We start from the raw sequence: 24,032 nt of genomic DNA on the forward strand, positions 1-24,032 counted from the left end.
CGCCAAGGCCCTTAAAATCGCGCTTCCTGCCAGCCTCGCCCTCGAGGCTGGTGTCATTTCCGCCCCTGCACCATGTCGCTTCCCACCTCTCCTTCTTCTGACCCCCATGGCGACGGCGACGACAGCCTCGCCGACGGCGTCGCCCATCGCGCCCGCATCCGCAGCTTCGTGGTCCGCGCCGGCCGCATGGGCACGGGCCAGATCAAGGCCCTGGCCGAGCTGGGTCCGCGGTTCGTGCTGCCCTTCGAGCAGCGGCCCCTGGACACCGCGCAGGTGTTCGGCCGCCAGGCGCCGGTCGTGCTGGAGATCGGCTTTGGCATGGGCGGGGCCACCGCGCAGATCGCGCAGACCCTGCCGGACCATGATTTCATCGGCTGTGAGGTGCATGAGCCCGGTGTCGGCGCACTGCTCAAGCTGATCGGGGAACAGAACATCCCCAACATCCGCATCTTCCAGCACGACGCGGTGGAGGTGCTGGAACACATGATCCCGGAAGGCTCGCTGGCCGGTGTGCACATCTTCTTCCCCGACCCCTGGCACAAGAAGCGCCACAACAAGCGCCGCCTGATCCAGCCGCCGTTCGTGGCGCGCCTGGTGCGGCATCTGGCGCCCGGCGGTTATCTGCATTGCGCCACCGACTGGCAGCCCTATGCCGAGCAGATGCTGGAGGTGCTCGGCGCCGACCCGGATCTGGTGAACACCGCCGCCGATGGCGCTTACGCCGACAAGCCCGCCTACCGGCCCCTCACCAAGTTCGAAAACCGGGGCCTGAAGCTGGGCCATGGTGTCTGGGACCTGGTCTTCCGCCGCAAGTAGAACCATCCGTCCGGTCCCGCCCGTGTTTCAGTCCTGTTTCGTGCGCGCAGTGTGCGCACGGTACGGGGCGTCTCATGACCAAGGTCAGTTGACCCGCGGTGTTTGTTCCGGCAGAAAACCGGGGCAGGGCCCGCGCTGATAGAGTCGCACGCTATGTCCGAATCCAACCCCTTGGCCGGCAAGCATCTGCTGCTGGGCCTGTCTGGCGGCATCGCCTGCTACAAGATCGCCGAACTGACCCGTCTGCTGGTCAAGGCCGGCGCCACCGTCCAGGTCATCATGACGGAGGCCGCCGAGTCCTTCATCACGCCGGTGACGATGCAGGCGCTGTCCAACCGTCCGGTCTACACCAGCCAGTGGGACGCCAGGCCGGACAACAACATGGCCCACATCAACCTCAGCCGCGAGGCGGATGCGATGCTGATCGCGCCGGCCAGCGGCGATGTGATCGCCAAGCTGTCGCAGGGCCGTGCGGATGACCTGCTGACGCTCACTGCGCTGGCTCGTCCCGCGCACCGCTGCGCGCTGCTGATCGCGCCGGCGATGAACCGCGAGATGTGGGCCCATCCGGCCACCCAGCGCAATGTGCGCCAGGTGCAGGACGACGGCGCCGTGGTGCTGGGCGTGGGCAATGGGGACCAGGCCTGCGGCGAAGTCGGCGACGGCCGCATGCTCGAGCCCCAGCAACTGCTGGAGCTGGTGGTGTCGCACTTCCAGCCCAAGGTGCTGGCGGGCCGCAAGCTGCTCATCACCGCGGGGCCGACCTATGAAGCCATCGATCCGGTGCGCGGCATCACCAACCGCTCCAGCGGCAAGATGGGATTTGCCATCGCCCGCGCCGCGGCAGAAGCCGGGGCTGACGTGACCCTGGTGGCGGGTCCGGTGCATCTGCCCACGCCGCAGGGCGTGCGCCGCATCGATGTGATGAGCGCCCGGGACATGCTGGACGCGGTGCTGCCGCTGGCGGCCTCCAACGATGTGTTCGTGGCCACCGCCGCAGTTGCCGACTGGCGTCCCGCGCAGGCCGCCGACCACAAGATCAAGAAAAACGCCGCGCCCGGCGAGGCTCAGGTGCCGCACCTGGCGCTGGCGGAGAACCCCGACATCCTGGCCACCATCGCCGCGCTGCCGCACCCGCCGCTGTGCGTGGGCTTTGCCGCGGAAAGCCAGGACCTGGTCAAGCATGCCCGCGAAAAGCGCCAGCGCAAGAACGTGCCGCTGATCGTCGGCAACCTCGGCCCCGCCACGTTCGGCCAGGACGACAACACGCTGGTGCTGGTGGACGCCCGCGGGGAGCGCGAACTCTCCCGTGCCGACAAGCTCACCCTGGCCCGCGAACTGGTGCGTGACATCGCCCAGCGACTGACGACCTACCCGGCCTGAAACCACCGGCCAGAAATAACGGCCTGAACGGCCGCCCCGTATGACGACCATTGACCTGAAAGTCCTCGACCCCCGCATGGCGGAGCACCTGCCCGCCTACGCCACGCCCGGCAGCGCCGGCCTGGACCTGCGCGCCTGCCTGGACGAGCCCCTGACCCTCGCCCCCGGCCAGACCCATCTGGTGCCGACCGGCCTGTCCATCCACATCGCCGACCCGGGACTGGCGGCCATGATCCTGCCGCGCTCGGGCCTGGGCCACAAGCATGGCATCGTGCTGGGGAACTTGGTGGGGCTGATCGATTCGGACTACCAGGGCCAGTTGATGGTCAGCGTCTGGAATCGTGGCCAGGACAGCTTCACGCTGCAGCCGATGGACCGCATGGCCCAACTGGTGATCGTGCCGGTGGTGCAGGCGCAGTTCCGCCTCGTGGACGACTTCGATGCGTCGTCGCGGGGCACGGGCGGCTTCGGGTCCACCGGCAAGGGCTGAGGCGGGGCACACGCCAGCGCACACGCCCAGCCCAGCCCAGCCGTGCGGCGCTCAGCAGGCGCTGGCGCCGGCTCGGCGGGTTAGTGCAGGGGTTCGTCCGGGGCCGGACCGTTGAGCACGGACAAGCCGGAATCCCCCAGCGTGCCGGCTTCGACTTCTTCTTCCGTGGCTTCGCGCACGTCGCAAACGGTGACATGGATGCGCAGGCCGATGCCGGCCAGCGGATGGTTGCCATCCAGCACCACATGCTCGGGGTAGACCTCGGTCACGGTGTAGATGCGGTCGGCCGGCATGTCCGGCGTCGAGGCGCCTTCGGGCAGACCTTCGAACTGCATGCCCACCACCACGTTTTCCGGCATCACGTCCCGCGGCTCGAAGCAGACGAGGGCGCTGTCATAGTCGCCAAACGCGTCTTCCGGCTGCAACGCCACGCTCACTTCGTCACCAGTGACATGGCCCGCGAGGGCTTCTTCGACCTTCGCAAACAGGTCTTCGCCGCCGTAGAAGAATTCCATTGCGGGATTCAGTTCTTCCACGGACTGGCCTTGGGCATCTTCCAGTCTCCACGTCAGGGAGACCACGCAGGGGGCGGTGATTTGCATGCGGCAATTCTCGCATGGGCCGATTGACGCCGGGCAGGGTGCGCGGCATGGGCAGTGCGTCGCATCGGGATTTGCGCGGATCGATGCGCGCAGCCCGAAGGAGCCCCGCTGTCGCTCGGCGGCGTCGGCCAATCCGGGGACAATGCCGGCATGACTGCCAAGACTTCCAAAGCCGCCAAGGCTCCCAAGACCCCATCGACTGCCGCAACTGCCGCCAAGGCCGCGGCCAGCGCCAGCGGCATCGACATCAGCGCCCCCACCGAGCTGCTGGGCGGGTTGAGCCCGGAACAGTTCATGAAGCGCCACTGGCAGAAGCAACCGCTGCTGGTGCGCCAGGCCCTGCCGGGCGTGCAGCCGCCCATCGACCGGGCCACGGTGGCCCAACTGGCCGCCAGTGACGAGGTGGAATCGCGCTTGGTCAGTCAGCAGGCGGAGGGTCGCTGGTCGATGCGCAAAGGGCCCATCGCCAAGCTGCCGGCCTGGAGCAAGCCGCAATGGACCGTGCTGCTGCAGGGCCTGGACCTGCATGTGCCGGCCGCTCACGACCTGCTCAGCCGCTTCCGCTTCGTGCCGGAAGCCCGGCTGGACGACCTGATGCTGTCCTATGCCAGCGACGGCGGCGGCGTCGGCCCGCATTTCGATTCCTACGATGTGTTCCTGATCCAGGTCAGCGGTCGTCGTCACTGGCATATTGGCCGGCGCGGCGTGGCCACCACCGGCACGCTGCGCGACGACGTGCCGCTCAAGGTGCTGGCCGACTTCACGCCGGAGCAGGACTTCATCCTCGAGCCCGGCGACATGCTGTACCTGCCGCCCGGCTGGGCCCATGACGGCGTGGCAGTGGGCGGGGACTGCATGACGGCGTCGGTCGGCTTCCGTTCCCCCTGGCGGGCGGAACTGGCCAACGAGCTGCTGGTCCGGCTGACGGATGAGGGGGATGAAGACGACGCTCCCGGGTCCGATCGCATGTATGCCGACCCGAAGCAGCCGGCCACCACCGCGCCGGGCCTGATCCCCGAGCAGTTGCTGGCCTTCGCCCGCGAAGCCGTGCTCAAGGCGGTGCATGAACCGTTGGCGCTGGAGCGGGCGCTGGGCGAGGCGCTGACCGAGCCCAAGCCTTTGGTGTTCTTCGAGGCTGGCGAGGCCCTGCCGGAAGGGGTCGATGTCCGCCTGGATGCTCGCACCCGGATGATGTATGACAGCGCCCATGTCTTCATCAACGGCGCCGCGTTCCGTGCCGGAGGCCGGGATGCCACGCTGATGCGCCGCCTGGCCGATCAGCGGCGGCTGCCGGCATCGGATGTGGCCCGTCTGAGCGAGGGGGCCCGCAGCTTGCTGGACCAGTGGGCCGAAGACGGGTGGGTCCAGGCGGACTGAAGCTGCTTGCAGGAGCGACCATGGAACTGAAGGACGGCGTTTACGAATCGCGGGACGAGATTCAGCAACTGCTGCGGCAGGTCCTGCTGCTGTGCGCGGAGCAGGGCGGTCGGGAGTTGTGCTGGATGGACAGCGATTTCACCGACTGGCCGTTGTCGGACGGGCCGCTGCTGGAGGCGCTGCACGGCTGGGCGCTGCCCCATCGTCGACTGCGTCTGCTGGCGGCTGACTATGAGCCGCTGCGCCGCGCCCACCCGCGCTTTGTGCAATGGCGTCAATTGCATGACCACGTCATTGCCGCCAAGGCATTCGATCGTGCAGAGGCGGTGGAGCGCAGTCAGCCGTCGCCCATCGGCGTGGTGCTGGCACCCGGATTGCTGGTGTTCAAGCGATGGACCCCCACGCGCGCCTCATTGAGCTTGCGGAATGCCCGGGAAGAGGCGACCACTCTCGAATGGTTTGACGCTATTGAGCAACGCTCGAACGACTCATTCGCAGGCAGCACACTAGGCTTGTAAGGAGATTACAAACTGATGGCTATAATCGTTGGCTAGGCGAGGAAAGCGCTCGAGGTTTTCCCCGTCTTGGTCTGCTTGAAGCTCGTGCATGCGTACTCGACCTGGATTAACCGAACGGTGGTCCTCCTGGACTGTTGTACGACTTCATTAATTACCGGTAATTGATTGTTCGTCTAAAAGTTACTTGAGGACAAGTATGAAAAAGTCGATCCTGTTGGCCTCCCTGCTGGCCGCTGTTGCACTGACCGCTTGCGGCAAGAAGGAAGAAGCTCCGGCTCCTGCTCCGGTCGCCACCCCGGCTCCGGAAGCTTCGGCTCCCGCTTCGGCTCCGATGATGGACGCCGCTTCGGCTCCGGCCATGGACGCTTCGGCTCCCGCTTCGGCCGCGAGCAACTAAGACGATCCACTCGTCCTGAAAAAGCCGCCTGGGCTCTGGCCCTGGCGGCTTTTTCTTTGGCCCTGCTGTGCCGGTGTGTTGCCGGTGCTTGGACGATGCTTCGCCGGAGCTTTACCGGCACCTTTGCCGCTGCTCTGGCTGGTCAATTCCCCGCGCGATGGCCGGGTTACTCGGGGCAGGGTTGGATACTCGACGGCACGCCGCTCGAGTATTCGCTCGCAAACTCGCAAACTCAATACCCCATGAAAAACGCCACCCGAAGGTGGCGTTTAAGCAGAGGCGTTCGACCCACCAGGGCCGTGCCCGGATCAGCGCAGATCTTCCAGCAGAAGTTGCAGGATGCGCTTGGCCATGTCGTTGGTCTGCTGCTGGCCCTTGTCGTCGAGGATGACCACGGTGGAGCGCTCGCCCTCGGACTTGACCGACACGCGGTAGCGCACCGAGGTCGCGCCCTTGTCCGACCCGAACAGGCGGGACCAGAAGCCCGGCTCGTCCTTGCCGGCCTGGCTGGGGTCGGCATACCGCAGGAAGAACAGGCCCTGCTTGCGGTCCCGGTCCTCGATGGTGAAACCGTGGCGGTCCAGGGACTGGCCCACCCGACGCCAGGCGCGGTCGAAGCCTTCGTTGAGCGCGATGCTGTTGGGCACATCCCCCAGCGAACGCGGCACCGGGGCCGGACGGCTGTCCGTGCTCTGGGCCTGCGGCTGCTTGCTGGCGATGGCCTGCGCCGCGTCTTCCTTGCCGCCCAGCTTCAGCAGCAGGCGCGACAGCATGATGGATTCCAGTTCCGGATCCGACGGACGGGGCTGCCAGGCGGTGTCGTCCTTCTGGGTGTTGGTGTAGACCTCCACCATGCCGCGGTGGGCGATGTAGATGTCCGTCCCGCCGTTGGGGTTGCGCTCGACCCGGGTGCGATACATGTCGCGCTCGCCGGTGGAGTAGACCGAATCCAGCATGGTGCCGATGGCCTTGCGGATGAAGTCCTGCGGCAGCTTGGCGCGGTTCTCGGCCCAGTTGGTTTCCATCACGCCTACGGCGGCATCTTCGGATTCCACCTGCAGGCCACGCTCCACCCAGAACGCCTTCAGTTGCGGCCAGAGCTCTTCCGGCGACTGGCTGCTGTGCAGCCAGCGGCTGTTGCCCAGGCGCTGGAATTCCACCTCACCCGCCTTGGACAGGGCCACCGAGTTGCCGGTGGCGGCGACTGGGCGCTGTGCGGTGGGCTGGCTGGCCAGCTGGGCGGCGCTGACGGTGCCGCCGGCCGGACGGGTGTCGCGGGGCAGCTGGGTCAGGTCGGGGGGCACATCCAGGCCCGAGGTCTGCTTGGCCTGGGTCTTGTAGTCGACCTTGTCACCGGTGGTCATGCTGTCCAGCGAGCTGCACGCCGCGAGCGAGGCCACTGCCACCAGGCAGGCCAGGCGCACCGGGGTGGAAGCGCAGGTATCGGAAAGGGAACGAGTCACGCTAGACATCTCCGTTTGGTCACCGCGGCCCAGCCGCATTCAGAAACAAGGTGAGTGATTAGAGCAGGCTTACAGCAGGCCGGCTTCTTTCATGGCGGCGCCCACCAGCTGCTGGCCAGCGGCCGTCAGCGGGGTCAGCGGCAGACGCAGATGGTTGCCGCAGCGACCCATCTGGGCCAGCGCCCACTTGGTGGGAGCCGGGCTGGGTTCGCAGAACAGTTGCTTGTGCAGGCCCAGCAGCTTGAAATGCAGCTGCGTGGCTTCCCGCACCCGGCCCTCGATGGCGGCCATGCACATCTCATGCATGTCCCGCGGGGCCACGTTGGCGGTCACGCTCACATGGCCGCGGCCGCCCAGCAGCATCAGGGCCACGGCGGTGCCGTCATCGCCGGAGTAGATGCCGAAGTGCTTGGGCGCATGCTTGATCAGCCAGGCGGCCCGCTCGATGTTGCCGGTCGCTTCCTTGATGCCGAACACACCGGGCAGCGAGGCGCAGCGCACGGCCGTCTCCGGGCTCATGTCCGCCACCGTGCGGCCGGGCACGTTGTACAGCATCATCGGGATGTCCACCGCCTCGGCGATGGCCTTGAAGTGCTGATAGATGCCTTCCTGCGACGGCTTGTTGTAGTAGGGGACCACCGACAGCGTCGCGTCCGCACCCACCTGCTTGGCAAAGCGGCTCAGCTCGATGGCCTCGGCCGTCGAATTCGCACCCGTGCCGGCCAGCACCGGCTTGCGGCCCTTGACATGCTCCACGGCCACGCGGATGACCTCGCGGTTCTCCTCCATCGTGACGGTGGGGGATTCACCGGTGGTGCCCACCACACCGATCACATCGGTGCCTTGGTCGATATGCCAGTCGATCAGGGCGCGCAGCCCGTCGAAGTCGATACGGCCGTCTTCATGCATCGGCGTCACCAGGGCGACGATGCTGCCAACAATTGCGTTCATTGAGGATTCCTCGAGATCTGGCGGATTCTACTGAAGCGGCGGACCGTTCCTGAACACACCCGGGCCGTCGCCGTCTTCAAGCCTGGGCGTCCGGGGCTGGACTCAGACGAGAGTCAGAGGGGACCCAGGCGGAGTTCAGGCGGGATTCAGGCGATATTGCGGGTAAGTGACAGGATCGGTGCCGCGCAGCTGCACGGCAGCAACGCGCTGGACATAGCGGCCGTTGACCGCCGTCGGCAACGCACCGGGGGGCAGGAAGCCGTCCTCGAAGCCGACCACCCGCATGCCCTTGCAGACGTCCAGCAGTTCTCCCGGGCGCAGCAGGAACTCCGGCCGGGCGGGGCGGCCGATGGTCTGCTGTCCATCGGTAAAAGTTTCGTAAATCAGCCAGCCGCCGGGGGCGACCGCCGCCTTGATCTGCGGCAGCAGGGGGCGCCAGAGGTAGTGCGTGACCAGCACCAGGTCGAATTGACGGTCCGCGAACGGCCAAGGCCCCGCTTCGATATCCGCCTGCACCGTCTCGACCCCGGGCAGGCCGCGCAGACCGGCCAGCGCTTGGGCGTCCCGGTCCACGCCGGTGACCTGCAGCCCCGCCTGGGCCAGCACCCGCACATGGCGTCCCGAACCGCAGGCCACATCCAGTGCGGTCAGCCCGGGACGTTCCCAGGCCTGTCGCCAGCGGATCAGCCAGTCGCTCGGAGCACTCTGCAGGCTCGGCGGGTGCGGTGAGCTTGCCGGACCGGCTGGACTCGATGGAAGCGGGTCGCTACCCGTGTGAGACGCGGACAGGGGAAGGTCACTCATTGCGGCCGCTGCTCCCGCTTCAGGGCCTGAAGGGCCAACCGGTCCACCAGCGACGGCGCCAGCAGCTTCAGCCATCGGCCCAGCTTGCCCTTGGTGGTCATGACGATGTCGCGCTCCCGCGCCAGGGTGCCGTTCAGGATCAGGCGGGCGCAGGTCTGCACGCTCATGGCGCCGCGTTCGTCCATGCTGCTGTGTCCCGACGCCTCGCCCCGGGCATTGAAGCCGCGGTAGCGGATCTGCGTATCCACGACCCCCGGATAAGCGATGGTGACGCTCACCCCATGCGAGGCGACCTCGGTGCGCAGTGCCTCGAAGAACCCGGTCATGGCGAACTTGGTGGCGCTGTAGGCGGTCCGGCCGGGAATGCCCAGCAGGCCTGCCAGGCTGGAGACAGCCACGATCCGGCCCCGGCTGGCCTTGATGGCGGGCAGCGCTGCCTGGGTGATCCAGGCCGGGCCCCACAGGTTGATCTGCATCAGCCGCTGATACCAGGCCAGGTCCTTGACCTCGTCAAACAGCGCATGGGCCGACATGCCCGCATTGTTGACCAGCACGTCGATGCTGCCGAAGGCGCCCAGCGCGGCGTGGACCAGGGCCTGGCAGGCCGTCTGGTCTTCCACGTCACACCATTGCACCAGCGTGCGCGCGCCCAGCGCCTCGCATTCGGCGGCTACCGCCTCCAGCTTGTCGCGACTGCGAGCCGCCAGCACCAGCGACAGCTTGGACCCTTCCCGCTGCGCCCATTGCCGGGCCAGTTCGGCGCCAATGCCGTCCGAGGCGCCGGTGATGATCACCACCATGTTGTCTCCACCCTGATTGGAATAATGGGGGCTCAGAAGCAGCCCCAGACCTGATCCGCCAAGTGTTGCATCAGCGAGGGTTGCGCATAGGCCAGGAAAACCAGCGCCAGCACCAGCGCTGCAGCCACTCGCCAGAACCAGGGCCAGAGCCAGGGCCTGCCGTGACGAGCCCGACCGACGTCCCCAGTCCTGCCGCCGGACGGACCGGCCGCAGCCGTTCCCGCTGAAGCCGGATTCTCTGAAGGTCCCACGCGGCCCATGCCAAGCGCCCTCAAGCCGCAGCCGCCCGCGCGGGCCGTGCGGCCCGTGCAATGGCGCCTTCCCGCACCGGCAGATTGGCCAGCAAGGCCATGATGCCCAGCCCGATGGCCAGCCACCACACGATGTCGTAGCTGCCGGTGGCGTCATACAGCTTGCCGCCCAGCCACACGCCCAGGAAGCTGCCGATCTGGTGGCTGAAGAAGACAAAGCCCCCCAGCATGGACATGTGTTGCACCCCGAAGATCTGGGCCACGATCGCATTGGTCGGCGGCACGGTGGACAGCCACAGCACGCCCATCACCGCCGAGAAGATATAGACGCTCCAGGGCGTCAGTGGCACCTGCAGGAAGATGAAGATGGCAACCGCCCGCAGCCCGTAGATGGCCGACAGCACATAGCGCTTGGGCATGTGCTGCCCCAGCGTGCCGGCCGCATAGGTGCCGATGACATTAAAGAGGCCGATCAGCGCCAGCGCCACGGTGGCCACCTGCGGCGACAGGCCGTGGTCCTTCAGGTAGCTGGGCATGTGCACCCCGATGAACACCACCTGGAATCCGCAGACGAAGTAACCCAGCATCAGCAACTGGAAACTGCGGTAGCCGAAGGCTTCCCGCAGCGCCTCGCCGATGCTCTGGTGATGGCCGCCTGCATGGCGCGTCTGCGCCGGCTCGCGCAGGCCGAAGGCCAGCGGAATGATCAGGCAGGCCGCCAGCGACAGCACGAACAGCGCGTTCTGCCAACCGGTGTGTCCGATCAGCCAGTTCTCCACCGGCACCATCAGGAACTGTCCGAAGGAACCGGCCGCTGCCGCCACCCCCATCGCCCAGGAGCGCCGCTCCGGTGCCACCTGGCGGGCGATCACGCCATAGACCACCGCATAGGTCGTGCCGGACTGGGCCAGGCCGATCAGCACACCGGCGCTGCCCAGGAAGCCGGCCGCCGTGCTGGAGACCGCCATCAAGGCCAGGCCGGCGGCATACAGCAGGGCGCCGCCCACCAGCACCCGCATGGCGCCGAAGCGGTCGGCCAGCATGCCGGCCATGGGGCCCGCCGCGCCCCAGGCCAGGTTCTGCACCGCCAGGGCGAGGGAGAAGGCTTCGCGGGTCCAGCCGCGGTCCACGGTGATGGGCGTCAGCCACAGACCGAAGCCGTGGCGGATGCCCATGGACAGGGTGACGATGGCCGCTCCGCACAGCAGCACCTGCTGGAGGCTGAGGGACGCGGCTGGCGTTGCAGCGGATGAGGGGGCGGCGTTGGAGCCGGCCTCGGCGGGCGAAGGGGGCGGGGCGCTCATGGGCCCGAATGTAGCGTCAGCGGCGGGTCCTGGGTGTCACTTCTTGGTCGCCGTGCCCTTGCTCTTGCTGGCACTCGACTTCGACGACTTGCCCTTGCCCTTGCTGGACTTGGACGACTTCGCCGACGCCCGATGCGCCGCTTCGCCTTCCGCCAGCGTGTTGTCATTGCCGGCGGTGGCGGCCACATCGTCCAGCTGGGTCAGCACCCGGCCCTGCTTGATGCGCAGCAGCGGCTTGTCCAGCGCCGCCAGGTCGTCCAGCGGATTGCCGCCCAGCACCAGGAAACTGGCCTCGCAGCCCGGCTGGAAGCAGCCCAGCTTGCGCTTGGGGAACAGGGCCCGCGGCGTGTCCTGGGTGGCCATGCGCAGCAGGGTGGGCTTGTCCAGCACGCCCAGGCTGTCCAGGTGATGGACTTCGCTGAGCGCATTGCCGGTGAACAGGTCGGAGCCCACCAGCAGCCGCACGCCCGCTTCCTTGAGCCGGGCGAGGTTGCGCTTCTGGACGTCCTCGATCCGCGCCAGCAGCTCCGGCGGCGGCTGGAACAGTTGCGTCGCCACCGTCGCCGTGATCACGCCGATCTTGCGCTCGGCCGCCATCACCGCCACCTCGGCAGGAATCTCATGGGTTTCCGGCGCTTCGCCATGCTGCGGGAAGTAGCCCGGCAGCTCGGCGATGAAGTCCACGCCTGCCCGCACGGCGGCCTCGAAATCCTTGGCACTTTCCACATGGGCCACCACCCGCAGCCCATCCTGATGGGCCAGGCGCACCACCTCCGCCACCACCTCCGGCGTCACGCCCAGCTTGCCGCGCTGGTCGGCCTGCTGACGCAGCTCCGGCCGGTCGTGGTAACTCATGATGACCTTGACCAGATCGGTGCGGCGCTCCTTGACCAGCGGCCATTTGCGGGAAACATCCGACGGGGTGTCCATGATCAGCACCGCCCGGTCCACGATCTGGTCCAGCGTCATCGGCGGCTGGGCCGACTGCAGCATGGCCAGCGGCTGGCCGTCGGAGGAGGTGATGCAGGCGGTGGCGAACAGCACGTCCGGCGTGTCGGCCAGGTCAATGCGGGAGCGGATCGGGTCGATGGTTGCCGGGTCGGCGCAGAGCATGGCGGCGTAGAAGACGCCGTCGCGCAGGTAGTCCTGGCCGAAGCGCTCCAGCCCCCATTCCCCCTGCAGATTGTGGTTGTGGCCCTCGGCCAGCGGCGGCACCAGGGTCTGGCCCTTGAGTTCCATCAGCCGGTTGACCTTCTTGGGGCGCTTGTCGGTGAAGACGCCGTCGTCGATGTAGAGCGACCCCCGCTGGAGCTTTTCGCCGTCGAACCATTGCGCATGGCGCAGCTCGATGGCCATTTCCGGACTGGCCTTGAAATCGGCAGCGCTCGCCGGAAGGGCCAGCAGCGGCCCGAGCAGGGCTGCGGCCAGGGCGGTCCGGGTCAGGCGAAGGGCTTGAACCTCGGCCAGAAGCCGGGCCTGGACCTTGGCCAAGGGGGCCAGCAGACCGGCCGCAAGACGAGAAGACTTGAACATCAGGCAAAGGACCTAGAAATCAGCCGCCGATGCTACGTCAGCATGTAACCGCGCTCCGCCCAACGAAGTAACCGCATGTTCTGCGATGCGCCCTGTGAACGATTGGTGTGAAAAATGGCCCGCGTCCGCGGTCCGGGTGTGACTTCCTCCCTGTCGGGGAGGCGTCCCCTCCACCGGGCGACGTGGCCGGCCGCCCGCCGGGCTCCCCTAGAATCCCGCCCCATGGCAACCAAAGCAGTCACTTCCCCCGGCAGCTACAGCGAGGGCTCGATCCGCGTCCTCAAGGGCCTGGAGCCCGTCAAGCAGCGCCCGGGCATGTACACCCGCACCGACAACCCCCTGCACATCATTCAGGAGGTGATCGACAACGCCGCCGACGAGGCCCTGGCTGGGCACGGCAAGCGCATCACGGTCATCCAGCACACGGACGGTTCGGTGACCATCGAGGACGACGGCCGGGGCATTCCCTTTGGCCTGCACCCGGAAGAGGGCGTGCCGGTGGTGGAGATCGTCTACACCCGGCTGCATGCGGGCGGCAAGTTCGACAAGGGCGCCGGCGGCGCCTACAGCTTCTCCGGCGGCCTGCACGGCGTGGGCGTGTCGGTGACCAATGCGCTGGCCAAGCGGCTGGAGGTGACCGTCTACCGCGAAGGGCAGGTGGCGACGCTGGCTTTCTCCGGCGGGGACGTCATCGAGCCGGTGCAGGTGCGCCGGGCCGACCTCAAGGCCGGTGACCGCAAGCAGGGCACCACCGTGCGGGTGTGGCCGGATGCCTCCTATTTTGAAAGCGCCGAGCTGCCCAAGGGCGAGCTGGTGCATCTGCTGCGTTCCAAGGCGGTGCTGATGCCCGGGGTCATCGTGACCCTGACCCAGGAAAAGACCGGCGACGTCCAGACCTGGACCTACAAGGGCGGCCTGCGCGACTACCTGATGCAGTCGCTGCCAGCCGACCCGATGATCCCGCTGTTCGAAGGGGAGCATTACGCATCCGCCAACGAAAGCGAGAACTTCGCCGAAGGCGAGGGCGCCGCGTGGTGCGTGGCCTTCACCGAAGAAGGACAGGTCATGCGTGAAAGCTATGTGAACCTGATTCCGACGGTGGCCGGCGGCACGCATGAATCGGGCCTGAAGGACGGTCTCTTTGCCGCCGTCAAGGGCTTCATCGAGATGCATGCCCTTGCGCCCAAGGGCGTGAAGCTGATGGCCGAAGACGTGTTCTCCCGCGCCAGTTTCGTCCTGTCCGCCAAGGTGCTGGACCCGCAATTCCAGGGCCAGACCAAGGAACGGCTGAACTCCCGGGACGCGCTGCGGCTGGTGTCCGCCTTCGTCAAGCCGGCGCTGGAGCTGTGGCTCAACCAGCATGTGGAGCACGGCAAGAAGCTGGCCGAGCTGGTCATCAAGCAGGCGCAGACCCGCCAGCGCGCGGCGCAGAAGGTGGAAAAGCGCAAGAGCAGCGGCGTGGCCGTGCTGCCCGGCAAGCTGACCGACTGCGAAAGCACCGACCTGCTGCACAACGAACTGTTCCTGGTGGAGGGCGACTCCGCCGGCGGCTCGGCCAAGATGGGCCGCGACAAGGAAACGCAGGCCATCCTGCCGCTGCGCGGCAAGGTGCTCAATGCCTGGGAAGTGGAAAAGGACCGGCTGTTCGCCAACAACGAGATCCACGACATCTCGGTGGCCATCGGCGTGGACCCGCACGGCAAGAATGACGAGCCCGACCTCTCCGGGCTGCGCTACGGCAAGATCTGCATCCTGTCCGACGCGGACGTGGACGGCGCCCACATCCAGGTGCTGCTGCTGACGCTGTTCTTCCGCCATTTCCCCAAGCTGATCGCCACCGGCCATGTCTACGTGGCGCGTCCACCGCTGTTCCGCGTGGACGCCCCGGCCCGCGGCAAGAAGCCCGCCGCCAAGCTCTATGCGCTGGACGAGGCCGAACTGCACGCCATCCTGGACAAGCTGCGCAAGGAAGGCGCCCGCGACGGCAGCTGGAGCATTGGCCGCTTCAAGGGCCTGGGCGAGATGAATGCCGAGCAGCTGTGGGACACCACGCTCAATCCGGAAACCCGCCGCCTGCTGCGCGTGGCCTACGGAGACTTTGATGTCGGAGACACCGAAGGCGCCATGAACAAGCTGATGGGCAAGGGGGAAGCCGCCGCCCGCCGCGAGCTCATGGAGCTGCACGGCGATTCCATCGAAGTGGACGTGTAAGCACACGGCGTGGCCATGACGCTCCACACCCGGGTCACCTTGCGCCCGACGATGCTGTCCGATCTGGACTTCGTCGTGGGCGTGGAGCAGGACGCCGCCAACCGGCCCTTCATCACGCCGTGGGAGCGTCCGCAGCATGAAGGGGCCATCCGGTTTCCGGATGCGAGACACTTCGTCGTGGAGCTGGACGCGGCCAGCGTGGGGTTTGTCATCCTGCAGGGCTGCCGCAATCCCAACCGGTCGGTAGAACTCAAGCGCATCGTGCTGCTGTCCAAGGGGCAGGGCGTCGGGCGCGAATGCGTGCGCAAGCTCAAGGCGCTGGCGTTTCGCCAGTTGGGCGCGCACCGCTTCTGGCTGGATGTGAAGGGCCGCAACCTGCGGGCCTTGCAGCTTTATCTCAGCGAGGGCTTTGTCGAAGAGGGCCGGCTGAGGGAATCCGTGCGCATCGAAGGCGAGGTGGGCGCGGACGGGGCCGATGTCTTCGACGATCTCATCGTGATGTCACTGCTGCGGCGCGAATTCGAGGCGCGCCAGACGCAGGGAAGGGAGCCGTCATGAGCTGGATGCGGAGTTCACTGCTGCGAGGGGTCTCAAGGCTGGGCATCAACCTGGGCGCTGGTCTGGCGACGAGCCTTGTCGTGGGACTGGTCCTGATGGCCGGTGTGGCGACCTCCGCGCGGGCCGAGAGAGCCGAGAGAGCCGAGAGAACCGAGCTGTGGGGCTATGTGGACGGCGCCGGCATGGCGCACTTCGCCTCGCACCGCGTGGACGCCCGCTATCAGCCGGTGCTGTCCCCGGCCAGCCCCACCCAGCGGGTGCCCGGCAAGCTGGACAACGGCTCGCGGCTGCTGACCTGGCTGGACATCTCGCCGGAGGTGAAGGCGGTGACGCCCTATCTTCGCGAGGCGGAAGCCCAGACCGGCGTGCATATGGAACTGCTCAAGGCCATCATCGCGGTGGAATCGGGCTTTCGCCATGACGCGGTGTCGCCGCGCGGCGCTATCGGCCTGATGCAGATCACCGCCGTCAGCGCGCAGCGCTACGGCACCGCAGACGAACTGCGCCGGCCGACCGCGTTGTTGGAGGCCCGCACCAACATCCTGATCGGCGCGCGCATGCTGGCCGATCTCATCCGGCGCTTTGGCCGCATCGACGGCGCCCTGGCGGCCTGGAATGCCGGCGAGGGGACTGTGCGACGCGCCGGTGGCGGCGTGCCGGACATCGACGAAACCCAGGCCCATGTGCACCTGGTGCTGGAGCTGTACTGGGCGCTGCTGCAGCGGCGCATGGGCGCGCAGGCCCAGCAGATGACGCTGCAGCCGCTGGATGCGCCATAAAAAACCCTGGCCCGTTGCCCCAAGGGCGGCGGCCTGACCCGATCCAATGACCGGCACAGCCGGTGAATTCAATGACCCAAGAGACCTTTGATTTCGATACCCAGCCCCCCGGCACGCCGCCGTCGGGCGATTCGCTGACGCTGGCGCAATATGCCCAGCAGGCTTATCTCGAATATGCGCTGTCGGTGGTGAAGGGCCGGGCCCTGCCGGCCTGCAGCGACGGCCAGAAGCCGGTGCAGCGGCGTTTGCTGTTCACCATGGAGCGGCTGGGCCTGTCCTTCACCGGCAACGCCGGCGCCAAGGCGGTCAAGAGCGCCCGTGTGGTCGGTGAGGTGCTGGGTAAATATCACCCGCACGGGGACCAGGCCGCCTATGACGCCCTGGTGCGCATGGCCCAGGACTTCAGCCAGCGCTATCCGCTGATCGATGGCCAGGGCAACTTCGGCAGCCGCGACGGTGACGGCGCCGCCGCCATGCGCTACACGGAAGCCCGTCTGTCTCCCTACGCCCGCCTGCTGCTGGACGAGCTGGACATGGGCACGGTGGACTTCCAGCCCAACTACGACGGCGAGTTCCAGGAACCCAAGGACCTGCCGGCCCGCCTGCCGTTTGTGCTGCTTAATGGCGCCTCCGGCATTGCCGTGGGCATGGCCACCGAGGTGCCCAGCCACAACCTGCGGGAAGTGGCGGCGGCTGCGGTGGCGCTGCTGAAGAACGACAAGCTCAGCGACGACGAGCTTTTCAGCCTGCTGCCGGGCCCGGACTATCCGGGCGGCGGCCAGCTGATCAGCTCCGCCGACGACATCCGCTCAGCCTACGGCAGCGGTCGCGGCAGCCTGAAGCTGCGGGCGCGCTGGAAGATCGAAGACCTGGCGCGCGGGCAGTGGCAACTGGTGGTGCATGAACTGCCGCATGGCGTCAGCGCGCAGAAGGTGCTGGAAGAGATCGAGGAGCTGACCAACCCCAAGGTCAAGGCCGGCAAGAAGACGGTCTCGCCGGAGCAGCTCCAGCTCAAGGGCACGATGCTGGCGGTGCTGGACAAGGTGCGCGACGAATCCAGCAAGGACGCGCCGGTGCGTCTGGTGGTCGAGCCCAAGAGCCGCACCATCGACCAGCAGGACCTGATCAACACGCTGCTGGCCCACACCAGCCTGGAGACCTCCGCCTCGGTCAACCTGACCATGGTGGGCGGCGACGGCCGGCCGATGCAGAAGAACCTGCGCACCATCCTGACGGAATGGCTGCAGTTCCGCCTGGGCACCGTCACGCGCCGCACCCAGCATCGCCTGGACAAGGTGCGGGACCGCATCCACGTGCTGGAAGGTCGTCATCAGATCCTGCTGCACATCGACGAGGTCATCAAGATCATCCGCAACTCGGATGAGCCCAAGCCGGCCCTGATCGAGCGCTTCAAGCTCAGCGACCGCCAGGCCGAGGACATCCTGGAAATCCGGCTGCGCCAACTCGCGCGCCTGGAGTTCCTCAAGATCGAGCAGGAGCTCAAGCAACTGCGCGAAGAGGCGGCCAAGCTGGAAGAAATCCTGTCCAACCCGTCGTCGCTGCGTCGCACGGTGGTCAAGGAAATCGAAGCCGATGCCAAGCAGTACGGCGATGAGCGCCGCACGCTGATCCAGGAAGACAAGCGCGCCGTGGCCGAAGTCCGCATCGTGGACGAGCCGGTGACGGTGGTGGTGAGCCTCAAGGGCTGGGTGCGTGCGCTCAAGGGCCATGAGGTGGACCCCGCGGCGCTGGCCTTCAAGTCGGGCGACTCGCTGTATGGCGTCTTCCCCTGCCGCACGGTGGATCCGCTGGTGGTGCTGGGCACCAATGGCCGGGCGTATTCGGTGCCGGTGTCGGCCCTGCCGGGCGGACGCGGGGACGGACAACCGATCACGACACTGATCGAGCTGGAGTCCGGCAGCCAGATCGCCCACTACTTTGCGGGCGCTTCGTCGCAGCGCCTGGTGCTGTCGGGCACGGGCGGCTTCGGTCTGGTGGCGGAGGTGGGCGACCTGGTCGGCCGTCAGAAGGCCGGCAAGAGCTTCCTGAGCCTGGAAGGCCAGGAACTGCCACTGCCGCCGGCGGTGGTGCCGGCCGGCGCCACGCAACTGGCCTGCCTGACGCTCAGTGGCCGTCTGCTGACCTTCACCCTGGACGAGCTGAAGCACCAGCCCAAGGGCGGTCGTGGCCTGACCCTGATCGACCTGGAGCCCAAGGATGCGCTGATCAGCGTGGCGGCGTTCTCGCAGTCGCTGCTGGTGCAGGGCAGTGGTCGCGGCGGCAAGGCCAAGGAAGAGGTGCTCAAGGGCGCGGCCCTGTCGGCGCATGCCGGCAAGCGCGCCCGCAAGGGCAAGGCCGTGGATGGCCTGCAGAAGGTGATGCGGGTGCTGCCCGCCTGAGGCTAGGAGGGGGACGACTCACGGTCGGCCCCCTTCAGCCCTCAGCGTTCACGCCTCATCCCTCATCCTTCATCCGGCTCCTGCGACCGGCTGCTGCGTGGCGCACGCAGCACCCGCGATCGCCGCACGCCGATGCGTCCCTCTCCCGAGTGATCCACCAGCGTCAGCCCGATCAGCCGGGACACGACCGCGGCCAGGTACATCACGCCGGCAAACATCTCGATGGTCGTGATGGCACGCGCCAGCGGCCGCACCGGGATGACATCGCCGATGCCGGTGCTGGAGAGCAGCGCAAAACTCAGGAAGATCAGCTCGGTCCAGGTGCGGGGATCACCCGGCCGCACCGCCGCAGAGAAGCTGCCCGGCTGGACCGCCTGCACCACCACGAACACATAGGCAAAGGCCCAGGCCAGCAGGGTGAAGGTGGCGCCGGCGGCGAAGAGCTCGTCGGTGGTGGCATGCTGGTCGCTCATCATGTAGGCGATCAGGCTGCCGGCCGCGTAGAAGTAGAACAGGGCTTCCAGGCCGGAGGACCATGGCAACAGGTCCGGCCGGTCCATCAGCCCCTGCATCAGCAGCAGCACGATGGCGGGCAGGGCAATGCCCACGCTCAGCCACAGCAAGCCTGGTGTGCTGCGCACCATGCGGGTAGTGAAGATGAGCACGACGATGCCCATGGCACTCAGGGCCAGCGGCCCGGCCCGGGTGTCTTCCACCAGCGGATACAGCACCAGCCCCAGCAACTGGACCAGCAGCAGGATGGCGGAAGGGTGGCGGCGGGTGATGGCGAGGTAACGGATCAGGCGCATAGGCCCGATTCTGGCTGCACGGGCGCATCGGCAAGACGGTGGAATGCCGCAGGTTGGGGTGACGGCACCGGTGCTCAGGCCTGGAAGTAAAAGCCTTCGCTGAGGTCCTCCAGCAGGCCGGGATGGGAGGGGCTCCAGCCGAGCCGCTCCCGCGTCGCCTGCGAAGCCCCACTCAGCTCGGCAGCAGGGAAGTGGCTGAACCAGGCACCGAAATGCCCGCTCGCTTCCTGGGGCGACAGGGACACGGTGGGCAGACCCAGGCCCCGCCCGATGGCCTCCGCAATCTCCCGGAATGGAATGCCTTCTTCGCCGACCGCATGCAGCCGGGGGGCGGGACTCGTTGACGCCAGGGCGAGCCGGTAGAGCCGCGCCGCATCCAGGCGGTGCACTGCAGACCATTGGTTCAGTCCGTCTCCGACATAGGCGGACACGCCGCGCTGCCGCGCAATCTGGATGAGCATCGGCACAAAGCCGTGATCGCCCGCGCCGTGGACGGACGGTGCCAGACGGACCGTCGCTGCACGCACGCCGCGAGCCTGCAGCGCCTGCGCAGCGGCTTCGGACACGCGGGGATAGGCGTCGCTGCGCGGCGGGGGCAGATCGTCCTCGGTCGCTGGCCGTCCCTGCGCCAATCGGGCCAGACCGCTGGTCACCAGCAAAGGGCGCTCGCTGCCCAGCAGCGTCTCGCCCAGGGTCTCGATCGCTCGCTGGTCCAGCGTACAGGCCTGCGCAAACTGGCTGAAGTCGTGGTGGAACGCGGTGTGGATCACGCCCTCGGCCCAGTCGGCGCCGGCCCGAAGCACCCGGGCGTCGTCCAGCGTGCCCAGCAGGGGGTGTGCTCCGGCCTGGGTCAGCCGCGCCGCCGCATCGGCGCTTCGCACCAGTCCACGGACTTCATGCCCGAAGGACAAAAGTTCCGCCACCACCGCAGACCCGACAAAACCGCTGGCGCCCGTCACAAACACTCTCATGGCAACACTCCGTTCAAAGAAGTCGCCAGTCTGTCGATCCGGCTTATCCAGTTAAAGTAGTGACGTTATCCAGGTATGGCTCCCACCAGGATGTGTTGATGGCCGACGACTTTCCAATCCTTCCCCTGTCCCCTGCTGCGCCGGCTGCTTCTGCATCGCGCAAGGCCATGGCGGCGTCATCCGACGTGCCCGCGCAGGCACAAGAGGGGACGGCCCGTGCCATCAACCCGCTGGGCCAGTACCTGAAGGATTGCCGCACCCGGCTGGACGCCCAGGCGCTGGGCTACTCCACGCAGCGCCGCCGCACGGCCGGGCTGCGGCGGGAAGAGGTGGCGCTGCGCGCCCACATCAGCCCGACTTGGTACACCTGGCTGGAGCAGGGGCGCGGCGGGGCGCCGTCTGCCGAGGTGCTGCACCGCATCGCCACGGCGCTGATGCTCACCGAGGTGGAGCGGGAGCATCTTTTCCTGCTGGGCCTGGGACGCGCGCCCGAAGTCACGTACCGAGGTGCAGCGGACGCCACGCCGCGCCTGCAGCGGATATTGGACGCGTTGGGGTTCTGTCCCGCGCTGGTGAAGACGCCCACGTGGCAGGTGGTGGCGTGGAATCGCGCGGCGTCGCTGGTGCTGCGGGACTATGGCAGCCTGGCTCCCCGCGACCGCAACATCCTGCGACTGATGTTCCTGGAACCGGCGGTGCGTGAAGCGCAGGCGGACTGGGCGGCAGCGGCCCGCTTCGTGGTGGCGGCGTTCCGCGCGGACCTGGCCCGCGCGGGTGCCATGGAAGAGGCCAAGCCGCTCATCACCGAGTTGACGCAGCGCAGCCCGGAATTCGCCGCCATGTGGCGGGACAACTCAGTGCGCTCCTATGGGGAGGGCACCAAGCAGTTGCGCCACGCAGTGGTCGGGCCGCTGCAGTTCGAGTATTCGTCGCTGACGATCGATGGGCGGCCAGACCTGGCGATGGTGGTGTTTCATCCGCTGACGGCGCAAGACCGGGACAAGATCCATCAGTTGATGGCATCCGCGCCCGGGTCATCAGAAGCAGCAGTTGCAGAAGCAGCCGCAGCGGCCGCCGCGGCCACATAAGCCGCAGCAGCGCGGTTGCGCGTCAAGACGCTGGCCAGTGTCTCGGCTTAGAGCCTTGCCATGGCCTTGGCGCACTCCGGCACCAGCGCCGGACCGCGATAGATCAGGCCGGTATAGAGCTGCACCAGGTCTGCACCCGCCTGCAGCTTGGCGCGGGCGTCTTCCCCGCTGAGCACGCCGCCCACCCCGATGATGGGGAAGTCCCGGCCCAGTGCTGCACGCAGCAGGCGGATGATGCGGTTGCTGGCCTCGAACACCGGCGCACCGGACAGGCCGCCGGTCTCCTGCGCATGCGGCAGGCCTTGCACCGCGTCGCGGGCAATGGTGGTGTTGGTGGCGATCACGCCATCGATGCCGTGGCGGCGCAGGCTGGCGGCGATCACCGACACCTGGTCTTCATCCAGGTCGGGGGCGATCTTGACAAACAGCGGCACCCGGCGGCCGGTACTGTCCTGCAGCTGCAGCCGACGCGTCTGCAGCGGGCCCAGCAGAGCGTCCAGCGCTTCGTCGCTCTGCAACTGACGCAGGTTCTTGGTGTTGGGGCTGGAGATGTTGACGGTGATGTAGTCCGCATGCGGATACACGCCTTCCAGGCCGATGAGGTAGTCGTCCACCGCGCGTTCAATCGGCGTGGCGGCGTTCTTGCCGATGTTCAGTCCCAGCAGGCCGCCAGCGGCGCGGAAGCTGTAGGACCGATGGACATTGCGCACGAAGCTGTCCAGCCCTTCGTTGTTGAAGCCCAGGCGGTTGATCAGGGCCTGTTTCTGCGGCAGGCGGAACATGCGGGGCTTGTCGTTGCCCGGCTGCGCCTTGGGCGTGACCGTGCCAACTTCCACGAAGCCGAACCCCATGGCGCCCAGGCCGTCGATGCAGCGGCCGTTCTTGTCCAGGCCGGCGGCCAGGCCGATGCGGTTGGGAAAGCGCAGGCCGGCCACGGTGACCGGGTCCTGGATACGGGTCTGCGCCCAGGCGCATTGGGCCGGCGTGTTCTGGAGACGGGCAATCGCCCCCAGCGTCACTTCATGAGCATGTTCAGCATCCAGGCCGAACAGGAAAGGGCGCGCAAAAGAATAGGGAATCAGGGACATGCCCGCATTTTAGGGGGTCGCCTGTGACGGACCGTTGCACGGGCGCGCCAGCCCCCGCAGGCGTGATCCTCGGGGGAAGAAGTCCCCTGGGAGGGGGAGGTTGACCCCTCGTCCGCCGCAGGCGCGGATAATCGGCGCAGTTACCGGCTTCAGACAGCCCATTGCCATGAACACTCTTGACCATCCCCAGCACGACCGGGAAGTCGGCTCCGCCGACGCCACCCGCGATGCCACCCGCACCGACGACACCCGTATCGACGCCGTCCGCCCCCTGATCTCGCCGGCCCTGCTGCTGGACGAGCTGCCGCTGCCCGAGGCGTCGCTGCGCATCGTCGAATCGGCCCGTCAGGAGATCAGCGACGTGCTGCACGGTCGCGACGACCGTCTGCTGTGCGTGGTGGGCCCGTGCTCCATCCATGATCACGGCCAGGCGATGGACTATGCCCGCCTGCTCAAGGACCTGCGTTCAGAGCTGGACAAGGACCTGCTGATCGTCATGCGCGTCTATTTCGAGAAGCCGCGCACCACGGTTGGATGGAAGGGCTACATCAACGACCCGCATTTGGACGGCAGCTTCCACATGAACGAAGGCCTGCGCCTGGCGCGCCAGCTGCTGCTGGACGTGACGGCGCTGGGCCTGCCCGCCGGCACCGAGTTCCTGGACCTGCTGTCGCCGCAATACATCTCCGACTTGATCGCCTGGGGGGCCATCGGGGCGCGCACCACCGAAAGCCAGAGCCATCGCCAACTGGCGTCCGGCCTGTCCTGCCCGGTGGGCTTCAAGAACGGCACGGACGGCTCGGTCAAGATCGCGGCGGATGCCGTGCTGGCCGCGCGTGCCAGCCACGCGTTCATGGGCATGACCAAGATGGGTCTGGCGGCGATCTTCGAGACCCGCGGCAATGACGACTGCCACCTGATCCTGCGCGGCGGCAAGGCCCCGAACTACGACGCAGCATCGGTGCAGGCGGCTGCGGAAGTCCTGAAGTCCGCAGGCTTGCGCCAGCAGCTGATGATTGATTTCTCCCATGCCAATTCCTCGAAGAAATTCGAGCGGCAGATCGATGTGGGTCATGACGTGGCCGCGCAAATCGCCGGTGGCGACCGCCGCGTGGCGGGCGTGATGATCGAGTCGCACCTGCAGCCGGGGCGCCAGGACCTGCTGGCCGGCCAGACCAAGGCGGACCTGCTGCCGGGCGTGTCGATCACCGACGCGTGCCTGGGCTGGAGTCAAACCGAGCCGCTGCTGCGCGAGCTGGCAGCGGCTGTGCGGCAACGGCGCGAGCAGCCGGCTCAGCCGGCCTAACTGGCCCAAGCGGCTCGAGCGGCACAAGTGGCCCAAGCGGCTTTAGCGACCTCAGCGACCTCAGCGACCTGACCACGGCACGTCCCATCGTGCTACCCATCCACCCACCGCCTCGCCAGCGCCAACGCCACTAC

At 67.4% G+C, this 24,032-nt stretch carries 22 protein-coding genes; 12 read left to right on the forward strand and 10 right to left on the reverse strand.

The window, feature by feature from the left end:
- The first annotated feature begins 72 nt into the window (after positions 1–72).
- The 3 genes from trmB (at position 73) to dut (ending at position 2,689) form a co-directional block, all read left to right on the forward strand.
- Positions 73–816: a tRNA (guanosine(46)-N7)-methyltransferase TrmB gene (trmB, locus tag DES44_RS09145; RefSeq protein WP_058934674.1), complete on the forward strand. Its 744-nt coding sequence runs from the start codon at positions 73–75 to the stop codon at positions 814–816.
- A 153-nt stretch (positions 817–969) separates the two neighbouring features.
- A complete protein-coding gene (gene coaBC, locus DES44_RS09150) occupies positions 970–2,199 on the forward strand; it encodes a bifunctional phosphopantothenoylcysteine decarboxylase/phosphopantothenate--cysteine ligase CoaBC (protein WP_058934675.1) in 1,230 nt (409 codons plus the stop codon).
- Between the two features lie 40 nt (positions 2,200–2,239).
- Positions 2,240–2,689, forward strand: coding sequence for a dUTP diphosphatase (gene dut, locus DES44_RS09155; RefSeq protein ID WP_058934676.1), 450 nt, complete (start codon positions 2,240–2,242; stop codon positions 2,687–2,689).
- A gap of 80 nt (positions 2,690–2,769) precedes the next feature.
- Here the strand turns inward: dut and DES44_RS09160 are convergent, their stop codons facing one another.
- Complete coding sequence (locus tag DES44_RS09160) at positions 2,770–3,291, reverse strand: FKBP-type peptidyl-prolyl cis-trans isomerase (protein WP_058934677.1); 522 nt, start codon at positions 3,289–3,291, stop codon at positions 2,770–2,772.
- 240 nt (positions 3,292–3,531) lie between these two features.
- Between DES44_RS09160 and DES44_RS09165 the strand changes: the two genes are divergently transcribed.
- The 3 genes from DES44_RS09165 to DES44_RS09175 all read left to right on the forward strand — a co-directional run bounded on the left by DES44_RS09165 (position 3,532) and on the right by DES44_RS09175 (position 5,583).
- Entirely contained in the window at positions 3,532–4,668 is a 1,137-nt protein-coding gene (locus DES44_RS09165; RefSeq protein WP_058937337.1) for a JmjC domain-containing protein, read from the forward strand.
- A gap of 20 nt (positions 4,669–4,688) precedes the next feature.
- On the forward strand, positions 4,689–5,186 hold the full coding sequence (locus DES44_RS09170; protein ID WP_058934678.1) for a hypothetical protein: 498 nt from the start codon (positions 4,689–4,691) through the stop codon (positions 5,184–5,186).
- Positions 5,187–5,382: 196 nt separating this feature from the next.
- Complete coding sequence (locus DES44_RS09175) at positions 5,383–5,583, forward strand: hypothetical protein (protein ID WP_058934679.1); 201 nt, start codon at positions 5,383–5,385, stop codon at positions 5,581–5,583.
- A gap of 308 nt (positions 5,584–5,891) precedes the next feature.
- Here DES44_RS09175 and bamC read toward each other — a convergent pair whose 3' ends face one another.
- The 6 genes from bamC to DES44_RS09205 form a co-directional block, all read right to left on the reverse strand.
- Positions 5,892–7,046, reverse strand: a complete 1,155-nt coding sequence (bamC, locus tag DES44_RS09180) for an NlpB/DapX family lipoprotein (RefSeq protein ID WP_232309979.1) — start codon at positions 7,044–7,046, stop codon at positions 5,892–5,894.
- A gap of 69 nt (positions 7,047–7,115) precedes the next feature.
- Positions 7,116–7,997 (reverse strand): 4-hydroxy-tetrahydrodipicolinate synthase, encoded by an 882-nt coding sequence (dapA, locus tag DES44_RS09185; protein WP_058934680.1) that lies wholly within the window; start codon positions 7,995–7,997, stop codon positions 7,116–7,118.
- Positions 7,998–8,132: 135 nt separating this feature from the next.
- On the reverse strand, positions 8,133–8,801 hold the full coding sequence (locus DES44_RS09190) for a class I SAM-dependent methyltransferase (protein WP_083525498.1): 669 nt from the start codon (positions 8,799–8,801) through the stop codon (positions 8,133–8,135).
- Entirely contained in the window at positions 8,798–9,601 is an 804-nt protein-coding gene (locus DES44_RS09195) for an SDR family oxidoreductase (RefSeq protein ID WP_058934681.1), read from the reverse strand. Before DES44_RS09195 ends, DES44_RS09190 begins: the two co-directional genes overlap by 4 nt.
- Before the next feature lie 271 nt (positions 9,602–9,872).
- The gene (locus DES44_RS09200) at positions 9,873–11,156 is read right to left on the reverse strand and encodes an MFS transporter (RefSeq protein ID WP_058934682.1); all 1,284 of its coding nucleotides are present in this window, start codon (positions 11,154–11,156) and stop codon (positions 9,873–9,875) included.
- A 36-nt stretch (positions 11,157–11,192) separates the two neighbouring features.
- On the reverse strand, positions 11,193–12,689 hold the full coding sequence (locus DES44_RS09205) for an amidohydrolase family protein (RefSeq protein ID WP_058934683.1): 1,497 nt from the start codon (positions 12,687–12,689) through the stop codon (positions 11,193–11,195).
- A 222-nt stretch (positions 12,690–12,911) separates the two neighbouring features.
- Between DES44_RS09205 and DES44_RS09210 the strand changes: the two genes are divergently transcribed.
- The 4 genes from DES44_RS09210 to parC all read left to right on the forward strand — a co-directional run bounded on the left by DES44_RS09210 (position 12,912) and on the right by parC (position 18,636).
- Positions 12,912–14,900 carry a DNA topoisomerase IV subunit B gene (locus DES44_RS09210; RefSeq protein WP_058934684.1) on the forward strand — a complete coding sequence of 663 codons (1,989 nt, stop codon included), beginning with the start codon at positions 12,912–12,914 and terminating at the stop codon, positions 14,898–14,900.
- Between the two features lie 15 nt (positions 14,901–14,915).
- Positions 14,916–15,458 carry a GNAT family N-acetyltransferase gene (locus tag DES44_RS09215; RefSeq protein ID WP_058934685.1) on the forward strand — a complete coding sequence of 181 codons (543 nt, stop codon included), beginning with the start codon at positions 14,916–14,918 and terminating at the stop codon, positions 15,456–15,458.
- A complete protein-coding gene (locus DES44_RS09220) occupies positions 15,455–16,237 on the forward strand; it encodes a lytic transglycosylase domain-containing protein (protein ID WP_232309980.1) in 783 nt (260 codons plus the stop codon). The genes DES44_RS09215 and DES44_RS09220 overlap by 4 nt, the downstream gene beginning before the upstream one ends.
- A gap of 71 nt (positions 16,238–16,308) precedes the next feature.
- Entirely contained in the window at positions 16,309–18,636 is a 2,328-nt protein-coding gene (gene parC, locus DES44_RS09225) for a DNA topoisomerase IV subunit A (RefSeq protein ID WP_058934686.1), read from the forward strand.
- Between the two features lie 62 nt (positions 18,637–18,698).
- Here parC and DES44_RS09230 read toward each other — a convergent pair whose 3' ends face one another.
- Both DES44_RS09230 and DES44_RS09235 read right to left on the reverse strand, forming a co-directional pair.
- Positions 18,699–19,445: an ion channel gene (locus DES44_RS09230; RefSeq protein ID WP_198164931.1), complete on the reverse strand. Its 747-nt coding sequence runs from the start codon at positions 19,443–19,445 to the stop codon at positions 18,699–18,701.
- 74 nt (positions 19,446–19,519) lie between these two features.
- Entirely contained in the window at positions 19,520–20,416 is an 897-nt protein-coding gene (locus DES44_RS09235) for an SDR family oxidoreductase (protein ID WP_058934687.1), read from the reverse strand.
- A 167-nt stretch (positions 20,417–20,583) separates the two neighbouring features.
- On the opposite strand from DES44_RS09235, the gene DES44_RS09240 reads away from it, so the two are divergent.
- Positions 20,584–21,504 (forward strand): helix-turn-helix transcriptional regulator, encoded by a 921-nt coding sequence (locus DES44_RS09240; RefSeq protein WP_058937342.1) that lies wholly within the window; start codon positions 20,584–20,586, stop codon positions 21,502–21,504.
- Between the two features lie 47 nt (positions 21,505–21,551).
- Here DES44_RS09240 and DES44_RS09245 read toward each other — a convergent pair whose 3' ends face one another.
- Positions 21,552–22,592 (reverse strand): quinone-dependent dihydroorotate dehydrogenase, encoded by a 1,041-nt coding sequence (locus DES44_RS09245; protein ID WP_058934688.1) that lies wholly within the window; start codon positions 22,590–22,592, stop codon positions 21,552–21,554.
- Between the two features lie 166 nt (positions 22,593–22,758).
- On the opposite strand from DES44_RS09245, the gene DES44_RS09250 reads away from it, so the two are divergent.
- Positions 22,759–23,898 carry a 3-deoxy-7-phosphoheptulonate synthase gene (locus DES44_RS09250; RefSeq protein ID WP_058934689.1) on the forward strand — a complete coding sequence of 380 codons (1,140 nt, stop codon included), beginning with the start codon at positions 22,759–22,761 and terminating at the stop codon, positions 23,896–23,898.
- Positions 23,899–24,032: the final 134 nt, after the last annotated feature.

The organism is Roseateles depolymerans (genome assembly GCF_003387155.1).
Classification (GTDB): Bacteria; Pseudomonadota; Gammaproteobacteria; order Burkholderiales; family Burkholderiaceae_C; genus Roseateles; species Roseateles depolymerans.